15 protein-coding genes are annotated in these 15,215 nt (G+C 62.4%); 7 read left to right on the forward strand and 8 right to left on the reverse strand.

From position 1 onward, the window contains the following. The first annotated feature begins 406 nt into the window (after positions 1-406). Positions 407-1,672 carry a hypothetical protein gene (locus FNJ47_RS02535; RefSeq protein WP_163150308.1) on the forward strand — a complete coding sequence of 422 codons (1,266 nt, stop codon included), beginning with the start codon at positions 407-409 and terminating at the stop codon, positions 1,670-1,672. A gap of 53 nt (positions 1,673-1,725) precedes the next feature. On the opposite strand, the gene FNJ47_RS02540 is transcribed toward FNJ47_RS02535, so the two are convergent. The 3 genes from FNJ47_RS02540 to FNJ47_RS02550 form a co-directional block, all read right to left on the reverse strand. After that, a complete protein-coding gene (locus FNJ47_RS02540) occupies positions 1,726-2,505 on the reverse strand; it encodes an enoyl-CoA hydratase/isomerase family protein (RefSeq protein ID WP_163150310.1) in 780 nt (259 codons plus the stop codon). Positions 2,506-2,583: 78 nt separating this feature from the next. Next, positions 2,584-4,683 (reverse strand): molybdopterin oxidoreductase family protein, encoded by a 2,100-nt coding sequence (locus FNJ47_RS02545; RefSeq protein ID WP_163150311.1) that lies wholly within the window; start codon positions 4,681-4,683, stop codon positions 2,584-2,586. Between the two features lie 124 nt (positions 4,684-4,807). Next, positions 4,808-5,878: an ABC transporter substrate-binding protein gene (locus tag FNJ47_RS02550; protein WP_165445495.1), complete on the reverse strand. Its 1,071-nt coding sequence runs from the start codon at positions 5,876-5,878 to the stop codon at positions 4,808-4,810. 149 nt (positions 5,879-6,027) lie between these two features. Between FNJ47_RS02550 and FNJ47_RS50150 the strand changes: the two genes are divergently transcribed. The 6 genes from FNJ47_RS50150 (at position 6,028) to FNJ47_RS02580 (ending at position 11,605) form a co-directional block, all read left to right on the forward strand. After that, positions 6,028-6,558 (forward strand): hypothetical protein, encoded by a 531-nt coding sequence (locus FNJ47_RS50150; protein WP_175068340.1) that lies wholly within the window; start codon positions 6,028-6,030, stop codon positions 6,556-6,558. 164 nt (positions 6,559-6,722) lie between these two features. After that, complete coding sequence (locus FNJ47_RS02560) at positions 6,723-7,454, forward strand: GntR family transcriptional regulator (RefSeq protein ID WP_163150313.1); 732 nt, start codon at positions 6,723-6,725, stop codon at positions 7,452-7,454. Positions 7,455-7,495: 41 nt separating this feature from the next. Continuing rightward, positions 7,496-8,527 (forward strand): TRAP transporter substrate-binding protein, encoded by a 1,032-nt coding sequence (locus FNJ47_RS02565; protein WP_163150315.1) that lies wholly within the window; start codon positions 7,496-7,498, stop codon positions 8,525-8,527. Between the two features lie 41 nt (positions 8,528-8,568). Continuing rightward, positions 8,569-9,081 carry a TRAP transporter small permease gene (locus FNJ47_RS02570; protein WP_163150317.1) on the forward strand — a complete coding sequence of 171 codons (513 nt, stop codon included), beginning with the start codon at positions 8,569-8,571 and terminating at the stop codon, positions 9,079-9,081. A gap of 16 nt (positions 9,082-9,097) precedes the next feature. Beyond that, entirely contained in the window at positions 9,098-10,393 is a 1,296-nt protein-coding gene (locus FNJ47_RS02575) for a TRAP transporter large permease (protein WP_163150319.1), read from the forward strand. A 117-nt stretch (positions 10,394-10,510) separates the two neighbouring features. Then, the gene (locus FNJ47_RS02580; RefSeq protein WP_163150321.1) at positions 10,511-11,605 is read left to right on the forward strand and encodes an amidohydrolase family protein; all 1,095 of its coding nucleotides are present in this window, start codon (positions 10,511-10,513) and stop codon (positions 11,603-11,605) included. A gap of 15 nt (positions 11,606-11,620) precedes the next feature. Here the strand turns inward: FNJ47_RS02580 and FNJ47_RS02585 are convergent, their stop codons facing one another. The 5 genes from FNJ47_RS02585 to FNJ47_RS02605 all read right to left on the reverse strand — a co-directional run. Further along, positions 11,621-11,890, reverse strand: a complete 270-nt coding sequence (locus FNJ47_RS02585) for a hypothetical protein (protein WP_163150323.1) — start codon at positions 11,888-11,890, stop codon at positions 11,621-11,623. 128 nt (positions 11,891-12,018) lie between these two features. After that, positions 12,019-12,756: a Crp/Fnr family transcriptional regulator gene (locus FNJ47_RS02590; RefSeq protein WP_163150325.1), complete on the reverse strand. Its 738-nt coding sequence runs from the start codon at positions 12,754-12,756 to the stop codon at positions 12,019-12,021. Positions 12,757-13,051: 295 nt separating this feature from the next. Further along, positions 13,052-13,891 carry a phosphodiesterase gene (locus FNJ47_RS02595; protein WP_163150327.1) on the reverse strand — a complete coding sequence of 280 codons (840 nt, stop codon included), beginning with the start codon at positions 13,889-13,891 and terminating at the stop codon, positions 13,052-13,054. A 9-nt stretch (positions 13,892-13,900) separates the two neighbouring features. Further along, positions 13,901-14,959, reverse strand: coding sequence for an ABC transporter ATP-binding protein (locus FNJ47_RS02600; protein ID WP_163150329.1), 1,059 nt, complete (start codon positions 14,957-14,959; stop codon positions 13,901-13,903). After that, positions 14,956-15,215 (reverse strand): ABC transporter permease (locus FNJ47_RS02605; RefSeq protein WP_430649345.1); only part of this gene is annotated, 260 nt, incomplete at its 5' end. The genes FNJ47_RS02600 and FNJ47_RS02605, both read right to left, overlap by 4 nt.

The raw sequence follows: 15,215 nt of genomic DNA on the forward strand, positions 1-15,215 counted from the left end.
GCGAAACCAGGTTGGCGCGATGCGACGGACCTCAGCATGTAAAGTGTTACCGCATTGGCGCGTAGGCCGACTTCGATGACATCTCGTTCTGCTCTTCCTGCTCGTTATCCAACCGTCGGCGCTTGGCCCGCACTCATGCTTGCAGACATGGCCGCTGCCTACTTGGATTTCGCAAACACCCATGAACTCGCGCGAGCTGTTGGCCGCGGCGAGGCCCCCAAGCCGATCGCCTATCGTGGAACTGGACGAGCACGGCAACCAGTCTGGTCGAGAGCCGCAATCGATGATTTTGCCGCACCCCGCAAAACATTCCATTTTGATAGATCAGAAGGCGACGATTTGGCCACGCTTGTAAGACGTTAGCGGTGCCGCATTGTCCCTTCCGCGTTACTGCAGGTCGAAGTCGTTGAAGAACGGTAGGCGCGCATATTTCTTCGAGCCGCCGACTTGGGCTCGCAATGAAGGCTGCCCCGTCAAAGCTGAAGCATTAGGAGAGAACCGTGCGGCAGCCTTCAAAAGGGCCGAGAAGACTCTGCTGCCCGCCTTTGACAGCTGGCGATCAGGCGGACTAACCGACATGATGCCAGCATCTCCGGTATCCGGCACTTTTGATTGGCTTATCGGCGTATTCAAGGCGAACTACCGATGGCACGAAATCGATTTCAAGACACAACGCCTATATGGTCAAGGTCTGGCACTTTTTGCCAACTACGAATTGAACGATGGTAGCCGCGCGGGTTCGAAGCTCATTGCTGATTTCACCAAAGCATTTGTCGATGCTGTTTATGCAAATCTGCTCGTCGTTGAAAGTAGAAGCACCGACGGAAAAGTCGTCAAGCGTGAGCGTCGGCGTTTCGCCAATGCAGCCATGACGGCCTGTAGGCGGGCTTGGTTTGTTGGCCAGCGCGCTGAAGAAGCCAGAGTGCCGCCGGTCAATCCATTCTCACGGATGGGCTTAAAGTCGCGCGCGCCGGGTCAAGCAGCGAGAGAGACGCCAACAGCGACCTGGCAGGAGCTTGTCGCATTCAGGCGAGCTGCGAACACCATGGGATACCACTCGGTCGCAACCGCAGCATTGCTGACTTGGGAGTGGTTGCAGCGCGAGGAACATATCTTTGGCGCCTTCGAAATCGAGCACTATCGACCAAAGGAGCGTCCGAGCAGCGTGAGGATCGTACATCCGAAGAACGGCGAGGAAGCCTGGTGGCCCTTATTCGATGAGAACAATGAACCGCTCTTCCCGGAACTCATGGCCGAGCTCGACGTCCTCAAATGCTCACTCGCCTCTGGACTGGCCTTTCGCCGTGATCATGCCCATCGCCGGTCGCCCGCCCAGCTCCCTTGGATCACCGAGCGTAAGGATCTGCGTTACCTGCGCCACGTCGTCAAGAAGATCATCATGGCAGCCGGGCTCCGGGGCGAGCTCTCATTTACGTCCTTTCGCCACGGTGGCTTCACCGAAGGCGCAGACAGCGATCTCACGGACGCCGAACTGCGCGCAGCGGGTCGCCATCGCTCGAGACTACAGCTTCCGACCTATGCCAAACGCACGCGAAAGCAATTGATCGTGGCTGCCAAGAAGCGCCGCGAGGAGCGAGCCAGCTCGACCGTTTTGTCAGAAGGCGCGCTTGCCCCTCATTCTTCGATAGCTTCCATCAACCGGCGCACTTAATCCTCCACGCCGGCGCGCGGCTCCTAAACGAAACCCGGCGATCAGTCGTCCGCCTAACGACCGGTCCATGTCGGCCTGCGCTTCTCGCCAAAAGCCTTGAGGCCTTCCTTGGCGTCCTCGGTCATCGCGAGCAGCGCGATCTGGCTCTCGGTGTAGGCGATGCTTTCGTCGAACGACATCGAGGCAATCGCCCGCATCGCGTACTTGCCGCGCCGGATCGCGGTCGGCGACTTGTCGACGATACGGCCGATCAACCAGTCGACCTTGGTGTCGAGCTCGGCCGCCGGCACCACGTAGTTGAGCAGGCCCGCGGCTTGGGCAGCCTTGGCGTCGAACGGCTCACCGGTCAGCGCCCACTCGTTGATGAGGCGTGCGGGAGCGATCGATTGCAGCAGGCTCAGCACCTGCATCGGAAACACGCCGACCTTCACCTCGGGCAGGCCGAAGATCACGCCATCGGCGGCAACCGCCATGTCGGTCATGCACAACAGCCCCATGCCGCCGGCCATGCAGACGCCGCCGACCCGCGCGATCGCGGGTTTTGTGGCGTTCTGCGACAGCCGCAGCAAATCGGCATAGTCGACATTCGGTCGCGAGAAATCCATCGAGAAGGCAGCGCCGCTGTTTTGCAGATCGGCGCCGGCACAGAACGCCTTATCGCCCGCGCCGGTCAGCACGATGACGCGCACATCCTTGTCGTCATGCGCCTCGCGATAGCCTTTGGCGATGCCCGCGATCACACCCGCATTGAGCGCGTTGCGCTTGTCCGGGCGGTTGATGGTGATCCAGTACGCCTGCCCGCGCTTCTCGAGAAGAACGCTGTTGTCGGTCATGTTTCCCGCCTGTTTTCTTGCCTGTGTGCCGTTGTCAGCCGACATTTGCGGCAGGATCGGCGCCGACTGCAAGCAGGATTATGCGGCGGCCGGCGCCTTCCTGATCCAGACCTTGTTGTCGTGGAAAGCAGCCCCGCCAAGCGGCGCGACAGCCTCCGCCCCAGTCAGCATGTTGATGCCGCGTCCGCCGATATGGGACTTGTTGGGGTGGATCGACTCGGCGATCAGCACGCCGCGGCGGACGCCATCGAACAGCTTCGCGGTGAGCGTCGTCTCGCCGCGCATGTTGCCGAGCGTCACGGCATCGCCGTCGGCGATCGAGAGGCCGGCCGCATCGTCGGGGTGGATCATCACGGTCGGCGCACCCTCACGGGCCTGCGACGACGGCGTTTCGTTGAAGCTGGTGTTGAGGAAGCTGCGCGACGGCGAGGTTGCGAGCCGGAACGGATGCTGCGCGTCCGCCTCCTCGATGATGGTCCAGTGGTCGGGCAGCGAGGGCATCTTGTCCCACGCGCCCATCAACCCGCCCGCGCCGACCGGAACCTTGCCCCAATCGACCTTGAAGTGGAATTTCTTGTCAGCATGAGCGAAGCCGTCGAGATAATGCGAGGTGCGGAAATCGGGCTGCAAATCACGCCACAGCTCGGCCTCGAGCGTTCCGATATCGCCATGCCCGCTCTTCTTCAGCGTCGCATCGATCAGTTCGCGCGCCGTCATGTCGAAGCCGGGATGCGCGGCATTGAGGCGGCGGCCGAGCCCCTGCAGCACCTCATGGTTGGAACGGCACTCGCCGGGCGGATCGATCAGCTTCGGGCCGACCGAGATGTGCTGATGACCGCCGCCGTAATAGAGGTCGTCGTGCTCCATGAACATCGTCGCCGGCAGCACGATGTCGGCCATCTGCGCCGTCTCGGTCATGAACTGCTCGTGCACCGCAACGAACAGATCCTCGCGGGCAAAGCCCTGCCGCACCAGCGCCTGCTCGGGCGCCACCGTCATCGGATTGGTGTTCTGGATCAGCATCGCCTTGACCGGCCCACCGCCACGCAGGGCCTCGGCATCGCCGGTCAGGATGCGGCCGATCTTCGACTGATCGAGCACCCGCGTCGATGGATCGATCGCGTCGTGGCCTTCGATGATCGATTCGTCGAAACGCCAGATTCCGGCATTGTTGAAGAACGCACCGCCGCCCTCATATTGCCAGGCCCCGGTCACCGCGGGAATGCACAGCGCAGCATGCATCTGCGCGGCGCCATTGCGGCTGCGTGTGAAACCATAGCCAAGGCGGAAGAAGGAACGCTGCGTCTGCCCGACCAGTCGCGCGAATGCCTCGATCTCCTCGACCGGCACGCCCGAGATCGCCGAAGCCCATTCCGGCGTGCGGGTCTTGAGATGCGCTTCCAGCTGATCGGGACAATCGGTATAGCGCGCCAGATAATCGCGATCGGCAAATCCCTCGCGGAACAGCACGTGCATCACGGCGCAGGCGAAGGCGCCATCGGTGCCCGGCCGCAGCAGGATCTTGATGTCGGCCTGCTTCATGGTCTCGTTGTTGTAAACGTCGACCGCCGCGATCTTCGCGCCGCGCTCCTTCCGCGCGCGCGATGCATGCGTCATCACGTTGACCTGAGTGTTCACCGGATTGGTGCCCCAGATCACGACGAGATCGGAGACGCCCATCTCGCGCGGATCGACGCCGGCAATCTTGCCGGTCCCGGCGGCAAAACCGATGCGCGCGATAGTTGAACAGATCGTACCGTAGAAGCGCGAATACTTCTTCACATGCGACAGCCGGTTGAGGCCGTCGCGCATCACGAGCCCCATGGTGCCCGCGTAGTAATAAGGCCAGACCGACTCGGCGCCGAATTCGCGCTCCGCGGCGTCGAACCGCGCCGCGATCTCGTCCAGGGCCTCATCCCATGAGATCCGCGCGAACTGGCCGGAGCCCTTCGGCCCGGTCCGGCGCATCGGATGCATCAGCCGTTCGGCATGATGGATCCGCTCGGCATAGCGCGCGACCTTGGCGCAGACAACGCCGGCCGTGTAGGTCTGCAGCTTGGAGCCGCGTACCCGGCCGATCGAGCGTCCCTCGATCACTTCGACGTCGAGCGCACATGCCGAGGGGCAGTCGTGCGGACAGGTGGAATGGCGGATGTCGACCTTGGCATGCTGGTTCATGCCAAACTGGTAACATCAAATATCCGCTCCGCCGAGGGGCATTATTGCGCCAGTCCGGGCGAAAACCGGGCATGAGCCATGCGGCAAGCGCCCGGACCGGAATGCTAACCGCCCGACCCGACGATTAAACGCGGAAGATGCGGGTGTAGTGCGCCTTGATCGATTCCCCTTCCCGCTCCACCGCCACGGGATCATCCTTCATCGTCTTGATGTCCTTCAGCGGCCTGCGCCCGGCCTTCTCCTGGGCCTGCGCGTGGACGGACCTGAGGCCGCCGATCTCGACATTGAGCTGCTGCCCCTCGCGCCCGAGCGCGAACGACTGAAACAGCCTGGCAGCATTCGGATGCGGACAATCCTTGAAGATCCCATTCGGGCCAACAATGATCGGCGACCCCTCGGTGGCGTAGACCGGCTCGACCGGGCGGCCCATCTCCTTCATCTGAAAGATGTTGTACTCGTTGCCGTCGGCCATCACCGCGCGCTCGCCGAGATCGAGCTTCTTCGGCGGATCGGTCGAGGACTGCACCTGCATGATGTTCTGCTTGGCGAGCTGCTCGAAAAAGGTCCAGCCGAGATCGCGCTGCATCTGATAGGTCGCGGTCATGATGGTGCCGCTGTAGCCGGGATGCGCCTTGACGATCTTGCCCTTCCATTTCGGATCGAGCAGATCGGCAAAGCTCTTCGGCGCCTCCTCGGTCTTCACCAGGTTGGTGTTGTAGGCAACGATCGACAACCAGACCCTGAAGCTTGCGAACTGACCATCCGCATCGCGATGCTCCTCCGGATAGTATTTTGCGACCTCCTCCGGGACATAGGGCGCCAGAATGCCATCGCGCTTCCACACGATGAAGTGCGCGGCATCCGAGGAATTGACGACGTCGACCGCGTGAATATTGCTGGCATATTCCTGGCCGACCCGCTGGAACACACGCTCCGCGCCGGTACGTTCGACCCGTACGGTGATGCCGGCATACTTCGCTTCGAACGCCTTCGCCAGCTTCTCCGCGACCGGCAGATCGGTCGAGGTGTAGTAGACGACCTGCCCCTCTTTCTTCGCCGCCTCGATCAGCGCCGGCGTCACCGGTTCCGCTGGTGGCGCCGCGGCCATCAGGCGCGTTGAGAAAGCGGTCCCTGCCAGCACGGCGCTGGTGCCCTTCAGAATAGCGCGGCGCGATAGCCCAAGATGTTTCCTCATTTGTCTCCCCGCTCGTGATGGCGAAGTTGGGTACACCGTTCTCCCGCTGATATTCCGATGCGCGAAAACGGAGTCTGTCGTCGACAGAAGCTTCAGGTTGCAGCTAGACTTCTGCTCAAGAAACAAGACTAAAGTTGGGGAAACGATCAATGGCGGGGTTGCGGTACGCCTTGGTGTTTGTCGCTGTGTTGCTGATCGTATCGATATCAGCCTCACACGCGGATGCCGAAGACTATCCCGCGCGACCGGTCAGGATCATCGTTCCCTTCGGTCCCGGCGGTCCGGCCGACATCGGTCGCGTTGAAACCGCTCTTGCCGTTCGTGCCGGCGATCCATTGGTCAGCGCCGACAACGCGATCAGCCTGCGCGCGGCGCTGCTCGCGACGGACGCGATCTTCGTGCCCGATACCAGGGCGTCCACAGCCGGAATTCACGTTGCCAGAGTGCTCGCGCAACTCGACATCGCCGAAATCGTCGCTGACCGGCTGAAAGTCTTTCCGAACGGCGCCACGGCCATGCGGCATTTGGCCGAGTCCCGTGACGGGCGGCCGATCGGCTGCACGCAATCGACCGAGATCATCAGCACCAAGGGCGTCGTGCTATCGGGCACCTTGCCGCCGGGATGCGGGCTCGCGACCATGTACACGGCTGCCGTTGCGACGCGGGCATCGAATGCATAGCAGGCGCACCGTCTGATCGCGCTGCTGACCTCGGCGAAGACGTCCGAACTACGCAACCAGGCCGGCTTTGTCTCGGGCTGACGCGGACTTCCCGGGATGCGCGCGCTGCTCGTTTGCGTTCCGTGCTGACTTCATATACTAATATATTAACTTTGGGAGCAACGATGGCCGCCCGCTCGCCGAAAAAGTCGGAGCTCCGCAACCGCGCCGGCCACCGGCGGACCGGTCGTCCGCGGACTGCAACGGCGGCGGCGCGGATCTATGCCGAGCTGCGCGCTGAACTCGTCGCGTTGCAGCGCAGGCCGGGCGATCCGATCCTCGAGGCCGAGATTGCACGCTCATATGGCGTCAGCCGGACACCGGTGCGGGAAGCCATCCTGCGCCTGTCGGACGAGGGGCTGGTCGAGATCTTCCCGCAATCCGGCATCTTCGTATCGCGCATCCCGCTCGCGGCCCTCCCCGAGGCGATCATCGTCCGCCGATCGCTGGAAGAAACCACGACCCGGATGGCGACCGAGCGCGCCAGCGCGAGCCAGATCCTTGGCCTGCGCGCGATTCTCGAACGCCAACGCGAGGCGGAGACGGCCGGGGATCGCGACGCCTTCCATCAGGCCGACGAGGCCTTTCACGCCGCCATCGCTGACGTTGCCGGACACCCCGGCATCTGGAAGCTGATCCTGCAGGTCAAGGTTCACGTCGACCGCTTCCGATGGCTCACCCTGCCGCAGCGCGGACGGATGGCTGAAGTCATCGACGAGCACGAGGCCGTCTTGGCCGCGATCGAGGCACGCGACCCGGCATCTGCCGGGATCGCGATGGCCAGACATCTCGAACGGCTTCTGGCCGACATCACGGCGACCCAGCACAACAATCCGGAATTCTTCGACGAGCAATGACCCGGCCGGACTCCGGCAAGGCAGATTTGGGAGGAAACAACATGAACCGTACCGATCGATCGCAGCACTGCGGCGCCGGGCTCAACCGTCGCGACCTCATCAAGATCGGCGCCGGCCTTGGCGCGATCGCTGCGACCTCAGCGCAGACGGCGTTTGCCCAATCGAAAGCCGTCTTCAAGGCATCCGACGTCCAGCCTCCGGGCTACCCGACCGTGGTCGCGACGGAAAATCTCGGCAAGAAGCTCGCGGCGGCGACCAACGGCCGCCTGTCGCTGCAGATGTTCCCCTCGATGCAGCTCGGCGGTGAGAAGGAAACCATCGAGCAAACCCAGATCGGCGCGATCCAGATGCTGCGCGTCAGCGCGGGCTCGATCGGCCCCATCGTCGACGACATCAACGTCGTCAACATGCCCTTCCTGTTCAAGAACATGGCGCATGCCGAGCGGATGATGGACGGCCCGATAGGCCAGGAGCTGCTGGACAAGATCACCGCGAGCCCCAATGCCGGCCTAGTCGCCCTGTGCTGGATGAATTCAGGAGCGCGCAGCCTCTACAACACCAAGCATTCGATCAAGACGATCGCCGACATCAAGGGCCTCAAGTTCCGCGTCATCGGCAATCCGATCTTCATCGACATGATGAATGCGCTTGGCGGCAACGGCGTCGCGATGGGCTACGATCAGGTGTTCAGCGCGTTGCAGACCGGCGTCATCGACGGCGCCGAGAACAATCCGCCGAGCTATGTCTTCAGCAATCACTACACCGCGGCGAAGCACTTTACGCTCACCGAGCATTTGATCGTGCCCGAGCTGCTCGTGTTCTCGAAACGGGCCTGGTCCGCGCTGTCAGCCGATGACCAGACGCTGATCAGGAAGCTTGCCCGCGACGCGCAGATGGAAGAGCGCGGGCTCTGGAACGCCTACGAGCAGCAGGCGATGGACAAGGCGAAGGCCGCCGGGTGCGAGATCATCGAGATCGCCGACAAGGCGCCATTTCAGAACGCGGTCAAGCCGGTGTGGGATAAATACGGCCCGAAATACCAGGACATGATCGGACGTATCCAGTCTGCCTGACACCGCGCCACAGGGGAAATCGACATCCGACGGGAAATGACATGGCCGGATCATATCGCCGCGCGATGGACTATCTGTATCTTGCCTGCATCATCACGGGCTCTGCAGCACTGGTACTGATTTCAGCAGTCATCCCCTGGGCGGTGTTCACGCGCTACGTTCTGAACAGCGCCGCGTCCTGGCCCGAGCCGCTCGCGGTGCTGCTCACCATCGTCGTGACGTTCATCGGCGCAGCCGCCGGCTATCGGCTCAACCTGCACATGAACGTCGGATATTTCGCCAACAAGCTGCCTGACCCATTGCGCAGCCTCACCGACCTCATCGTCCAGCTGCTGATGGGGCTGATCGCGCTGTTCATGGTCATCTGGGGTTATCGGCTCGTCGAGGTGACCTGGCACAACACGATCGCCGACTTCCCGTCGCTTTCGGTCGGCGTCACCTATCTTCCAATTCCGGTCGGTGGCGCCTGCCTGCTGCTGTTCATCATCGAGCGGATTTTCCTGGGTGCGCCGCCCGATCCGATCGCACCACACCGCGACTTATCCGCCGATTGATCGCGAGAGGCCTACGATGGACATCCTCATTCTGCTCGCGACAATGCTGCTCTGCTTCCTGATCGGCATGCCGATCGCCTATTCGCTGGCGATGGCGGCGATCGTCGGCGCCTTGTGGATCGGCATTCCGTTGGAAGCGGTGATGCTGAAGATCTCCGACGGCGTCAGCAAGGTCGCGATGCTGACGATCCCGTTCTTCGTACTGGCCGGCGCGATCATGGCCGAGGGCGGCATGGCGCGGCGGCTGGTTGCCTTTGCCGATGTGCTGGTTGGACTGACCCGTCTGCGCGGCGGCCTGTCGATCGTCAACGTGCTTGCGACGACATTCCTGAGCGGCATTTCCGGATCGGCGGTCGCCGATACATCCGCCATCGGCTCTGTGATGATCCCGCAGATGGAAAAGAACGGCTATCCGCGTGTGTTCGCGACCAATCTGACGATCACCTCGTCGGTGCAGGCATTGCTGGTGCCGCCGAGCCACAATGCGGTGCTCTACTCGCTTGCGACGGGTGGAACGATCTCGATCAGCGCCCTCTTCATGGCCGGCGTGTTCCCGGGGCTGCTGCTCGGCTTCTCGCTGATCATTCTGTGCCTGGCCGTCGCCTATCGCGAAAAGCATCCGCATGGCCAGACCGTGCCGACCAAAGACGCGATCCGGATCGCCATCGATGCCGCCTGGGGCCTCATCACCCTCGTCATCATCCTGGGTGGGATTCTCGGCGGCATCTTCACCGCAATCGAAGCCGGCGCGATCGCCTGCATCTGGGCGTTCTTCGTCACGATGTTCATCTATCGCGACTATCGCTGGCGCGATTTGCCGGTGCTGCTCCATCGCACTTTGCGCACGGTCGCGATGGTGATGACGCTGATCGCCTGCGCCTCCAGCGTCGGCTACATCATGGCGCTGACGCAGATGCCGGCCAAGATGACCGCGTTCTTCCTGTCGATCTCCGACAACAAGTACGTCATCCTGCTCCTGATCAACGTGCTGCTGCTGATGCTCGGCACGCTCGTCGACATGGCGCCATCGATCCTGATCGCGACGCCGATCCTGTTGCCGGTCATGAAGAACTTCGGCGTCGATCCGGTTCATTTCGGCATGATCATGCTGCTTAATCTCGGCATCGGCCTGTGCCACCCGCCGGTCGGCGCGATCCTGTTTGTCGGCTGCGCGGTCGGCAAGGTCACGATCGAGCAGGTCATGCGCAAGATCTGGCCGTTCTACACGGTGATGTTCTTTGTCTTGATGTGCGTGACGTATCTCCCGGAAATCTCGCTGTGGCTGCCGCGGCAGCTCCAGGTCCTGCACTGAGCGCACCAGCATCTTGCAGATCAACATTGCGCAACACGCACAGCGTGCGATCTTGCGATCGCTCGCCGGCATCCATAGGCTCCCCGCCCATAACAAAATGACAGGGAGGCGTTCGTCATGACGACAAGGCGGGATTTCCTGAGATCGGGTTCGACGGCGGCGGCAGGCATCGTGTTCTGCAACTGCGGACTCGTCCACAACGCGAACGCAGAGCAGTCGCGGCAGAAGTTGCCGGTCGGCGTCGACGGCAAGCGCGTCAAGACCATCGACATTCATTCGCATTGCCACTTCCGCGAGGCCGGCGCCCTGCTCGGCGCCGACGCCGGAAAGCTGCAACTGCCGCCGGTCAACGGTGCCAGTGAAGCCTTTGTCGAGATCGACAAACGTCTGGCTGCAATGGATTCACGGGCCGTCGACATGGAGGTACTTTCGATCAACCCGTTCTGGTACGACCGCGATCGCGATCTTGCGGGGAAGATCGTCAAGATCCAGAACGAAAAGCTCGCCGAACTCTGCGCCTCGAAGCCCGAGCGGTTCGCAGCCTTCGCCTCGCTGACGCTGCAGGCGCCGGACCTTGCGGTGCAGGAGCTCGAAACGGCGGTCAAGAAACAGGGACTGAAGGGCGCGGCGATCGGCGGTGTCGTCGACGGCGTCGAATTCTCCGACCCCAGGTTTCACCCGGTATGGGCAAAGGCCGAGGAACTCGGTGTCCCCCTGTTCATCCATCCGCAGGGCGTGCCCGAGCTCAACAAGCGACTGTCCGGCAATGGCTGGCTTGGCAACACGATCGGCAATCCGCTCGAGACCACGATCGCGCTCTCTCACCTGATCTTCGAGGGCACGCTCGACCGCTTCCCGGGATTGAAGATCATTGCGGCGCATGGCGGCGGCTATCTCCCCTCATATGCCGACCGCTCGGACCATCCCTGCCTGGTCGGACCCAAGGGGTGCAATCCGGAGATCAAGTTGCAGAAGGCGCCGACCGAGTACCTCAAGCAGATCTATTTCGACTCGCTGATCTTCACGCCCGAGGCGATCCGGCATCTCGCCGCCCAGGTTGGCGCCGGCCAGATCGTGTTGGGCAGCGACTATCCCTATCCATGGCAGCTAGCACCGGTCGACCACATCTTCGCCTGCGAGTCGCTGAGCGACGACGACAAGGCCAACATTCTCGGCCGGACCGCAGCCAAGCTGCTCGGCGTTGCGGCGTAACGGCGGCCTCAGCGATCAGTAAGCTCTCACCGTCCGCATCTGATTGCGCGGCTGCGCCGTGGGCGCCAGCTCCGCGACGTTGGGTACCGGATCGGCATAGACGGCCTCGGTTCCGGCGAACTCCGCTTGCGCCGCATCCGATATCCATTTGACCGCCGCGGGGTGGCTGACCAGCATCCCGAAGAGTGCAACGATCACCAGCACCGGCAAAGCGATCAGCTTGATGCTGAAGCTCTGGTAATTGTGCTTCGGGTCCTGCCGTCGATTGTCGAATGAGCCCTGCATGGATTCCTCCACATTGCGGATGTTATCCACCGAGGGCTCACTTACCGCAGGGCACGCAAGGCCGATGTGAACGGTTTCACAGGGTTTGTCCGGTTCACCGTTTCGTGAACCTCGAACAGCCGAAGTGGCTACTCGCCGTCATCAGCGCCGGCGTCGACCAGCTCTTGGAGCAACTCGGGCTTCAGCACGACGATCGCGCCATGCTCGAGCCTGACCCAACCGCGCGTCGCCCACGCGCGGAGCTGCTTGTTGATGCTCTCGCGGGTCATACCGACCATCTCGCTGATCTCCTGCTGGGTGATCGAGATGGTTCGCCCCTGTGGCTTGTGCTTGTCGCTCAGGCGCAGCAGCGCGCTCGCCAGACGGCCGGGCAGGTCCTGCAGGATGACCTGCTCGACCTGGTCGCTGGTCCAGCGCAACCTTGCGCAAAGCAATTCGATGAACTTCATCGCCAGCGTCGGCTGGCTACGCACGAAGGGAATGAACTCGCGCCGGTCGATGACGAACAGTTCGCAATTGGTGTTGGCGGTGGCATCAGCGGTGCGCGACAAGCCGTCGAGCAGAGCGATCTCGCCGAAGATCTCTCCTGCCTCGATCAGGTTCAGGATGGCGTTGCGACCATCCGGCGACGAGATGCTGATCTTGACCGTGCCCGAAATCACCGCAATCAGGCTGGTGCCCGGATCGCCCTTTGAAAAGATCGTCGTACCGCGCTTCAGCGTGGTGTGCTTGGCGTAACGGCAGAGCTGATCGAACGCTTCGGGCTCGAGATCGGCAAAGTAAGGATGCTTGCGCAGCACCGACAGCTTGTTGTTCGAAAACGACGGCGCGCCGGCAGTTCGTTCTATGTGCGGCGCACCGGTCATTGTGATCCAGACTGATTGTGTTGCATTCAATCGGCCCGCTACCAGGAGCGGACACCGACAAAGCCATCGATCAATGAAAGCGGAAAGGACTATAACCGCACCGGGCCACTACAGCAACAATAGGTCCGCCCCCGTGGCATTGGGCTGGAAGGCATCCAAGGTACAATTTGGAATAAATATGTGCCTATGCAACGCTCAATTGCAGGCAGCGGACCGCCCGTGATGCGGAATGTCCGGTCCATCAACCACACTCTCGCCCGGCAAAACAGTCCCTGCGGGGGTCTGCGCCGCCAACTTACAGCAGCTTGCCGTCTGGCCCAAAGAACGGGTGCGGTCCGTCAAACTGACCGATCGGGACCTGGTGGGTGACCAACTGTCCGAAATCCTGCCCGGGAAACCAGGTGTGCAAGTGAAAGGCAGGCGGTTCCACCTTGAACGACGGTTCGCGGAGCTGTCCGAGGTCCAGATCGACCGCATGGTTCGGCGCGGGGCACAGCGTCACGGGAATTCCGGCAAAGGCCGTCAGCATGGCGCGGTGGACGTGCCCGCAGCCGATCAACCGCACGCGCGGGTGACGCCTGACGATTCCTGCCAGTTCGTCGGCATTGAACAGGTCCTGGCGGTCCATATGCCAGATTCCGCCCTTGAACGGCGGGTGATGCAGGAAGAGCAGCGCCGGCCGGTCGACGGCCGCCGCCAGCGTCGCATCCAGCCATTGCAGCGTGGCGGGTTCGAGCATGCCGTGCGGCTTCCCGGCAACGCTTGAATCAAGCAGCAGCAGATCGAGGCCATTCACCTCGATCTTCTGATCGAGCGGGCCCGTCGCGTGAGCATAGGACGCGGCAGGAAACGCGGCGCGCATCCACTCACGCGAATCGTGATTGCCGGGAATGCCGGCAAACAGCAGGCGCAGCGGCGCGAGCAATCGCTTGAGATAGTCGTATTCTTCAACCGAGGGCGTATCGACGAGGTCGCCCGAGATGACGACGAAATCGGGTGCCGGCTCGAATGCGTTGAGCGCCGCCACACAGCGTTCGAGCGCCTTGGCGGTATCGACCCGGCCATAGGCCAACGCTCCCGGCGGCTTGATGTGGAGGTCGGATATCTGGGCGATGAGGACCGGTTTCGACGGCATCGATGAATCTCAGGGTTCGGAAGGCAGAAGACGAACAGCGTCGGCCGCAATCGAAAGTCCGACCCGATCGCCGACCTTGGCCTGAATGGTGTTGGGCGCGTCAACATTGAGCGGCTTGCCCGATGCGCCGCTCACGACAATTCGCTGTCGGTCGCCAATGAAGCTGACGGAATCGACAGTTCCCGAGAGCTGCCCTGCCCCAGCGTCCGCAACGCGAATGGTTTCAGGGCGGATCATCACGGTCGCGTTCGCAATTGTCGCACCGCCGTCGATCGGCAGTCGTCCGCCGGGAAGGATCATAGCACCATTCTCGATCGGCGCTTCAATGATGTTCGCCGCTCCGATGAATTCCGCCACGAACCGATCCTTCGGCGCGAAATAGACTTCGCGCGGCGTGCCGATCTGGGCGATCGCTCCCTTCCGCATCACCACGATCCGGTCACCCAATTCCATCGCCTCGGCCTGATCATGGGTGACATAGATCGTCGTGATACCAAGTGCGCGCAACAGCCGGTTGAGTTCACCCCGCAACCGGTCGCGCAAGGCGGCGTCAAGCGCGGTCAAGGGCTCGTCGAGCAGCAAGATGCCGGGCCGGATCGCAACCGCGCGCGCCAGCGCAACGCGCTGACGTTGGCCACCCGAAAGCTGGTCGATGCGGCGGTTCTCCAATCCCGTGATGTTCGTGAGAGCAACGAGTTCGGCGACGCGTGCGGCACGCTCGTCCCTCGCAACGCCGCGGATCTTCAAGCCATAGGCGATATTGTCCGCCACCGTCATGTTGGGAAACAGGGCGTAGGACTGAAACACCATCCCGACATTGCGCCGCTCGATCGGCACCGAAGTCATGTCCTTGCCGTCGAACAGGACCTTGCCGCCCACGTCCGGCAGCTCGAGCCCCGCGATGATGCGTAGCATCGTGGTCTTGCCGCAGCCGGACGGGCCGAGCAGCACCAGCGTCTCGCCTCGCGCGATGTCGAGGGTTGCGGGATCCAGGGCGCGTGTGCCGTCGGCAAAAGTCTTGCCGCAACTCTCGATCCGCACCGCAGCGCCGTGTCCCGCCGTACTCATCGCCTGTGATCCCTGTCGGCCAGCAGTTGCATTGCGACCAGGAGCGGAATGATCATCACGAAGAAGATCAGCGTGTAGGCCGAGGCCACTTCGAGCCGCATCGAGGCGTAGCTGTCGGCGAGCCCGATCGGCAGCGTCTTCGTCAGCGGCGTATGCAGCATCCAGGTCAGATTGAATTCACCGAGCGAGAGCGTGACCACCATCAGCGCGCCGGCGAGAATTCCCGGCAACGCATTCGGCACGATGACATCGCAGA

This window comes from Bradyrhizobium uaiense (genome assembly GCF_010811875.1).
GTDB classification, from domain to species: Bacteria; Pseudomonadota; Alphaproteobacteria; order Rhizobiales; family Xanthobacteraceae; genus Bradyrhizobium; species Bradyrhizobium uaiense.

What these genes read in the sequence shown, in the direction of transcription:
- FNJ47_RS02600 (WP_163150329.1), bottom strand. Translation starts at nt 14,959, where the DNA reads ATGAGTACGGCGGGACACGGCGCTGCGGTGCGGATCGAGAGTTGCGGC.
- FNJ47_RS02545 (WP_163150311.1), bottom strand. Translation starts at nt 4,683, where the DNA reads ATGAACCAGCATGCCAAGGTCGACATCCGCCATTCCACCTGTCCGCAC.
- FNJ47_RS02590 (WP_163150325.1), bottom strand. Translation starts at nt 12,756, where the DNA reads ATGACCGGTGCGCCGCACATAGAACGAACTGCCGGCGCGCCGTCGTTT.
- FNJ47_RS02585 (WP_163150323.1), bottom strand. Translation starts at nt 11,890, where the DNA reads ATGCAGGGCTCATTCGACAATCGACGGCAGGACCCGAAGCACAATTAC.
- FNJ47_RS02570 (WP_163150317.1), top strand. Translation starts at nt 8,569, where the DNA reads ATGGCCGGATCATATCGCCGCGCGATGGACTATCTGTATCTTGCCTGC.
- FNJ47_RS02575 (WP_163150319.1), top strand. Translation starts at nt 9,098, where the DNA reads ATGGACATCCTCATTCTGCTCGCGACAATGCTGCTCTGCTTCCTGATC.
- FNJ47_RS02550 (WP_165445495.1), bottom strand. Translation starts at nt 5,878, where the DNA reads ATGAGGAAACATCTTGGGCTATCGCGCCGCGCTATTCTGAAGGGCACC.
- FNJ47_RS50150 (WP_175068340.1), top strand. Translation starts at nt 6,028, where the DNA reads ATGGCGGGGTTGCGGTACGCCTTGGTGTTTGTCGCTGTGTTGCTGATC.
- FNJ47_RS02580 (WP_163150321.1), top strand. Translation starts at nt 10,511, where the DNA reads ATGACGACAAGGCGGGATTTCCTGAGATCGGGTTCGACGGCGGCGGCA.
- FNJ47_RS02565 (WP_163150315.1), top strand. Translation starts at nt 7,496, where the DNA reads ATGAACCGTACCGATCGATCGCAGCACTGCGGCGCCGGGCTCAACCGT.
- FNJ47_RS02595 (WP_163150327.1), bottom strand. Translation starts at nt 13,891, where the DNA reads ATGCCGTCGAAACCGGTCCTCATCGCCCAGATATCCGACCTCCACATC.
- FNJ47_RS02540 (WP_163150310.1), bottom strand. Translation starts at nt 2,505, where the DNA reads ATGACCGACAACAGCGTTCTTCTCGAGAAGCGCGGGCAGGCGTACTGG.
- FNJ47_RS02560 (WP_163150313.1), top strand. Translation starts at nt 6,723, where the DNA reads ATGGCCGCCCGCTCGCCGAAAAAGTCGGAGCTCCGCAACCGCGCCGGC.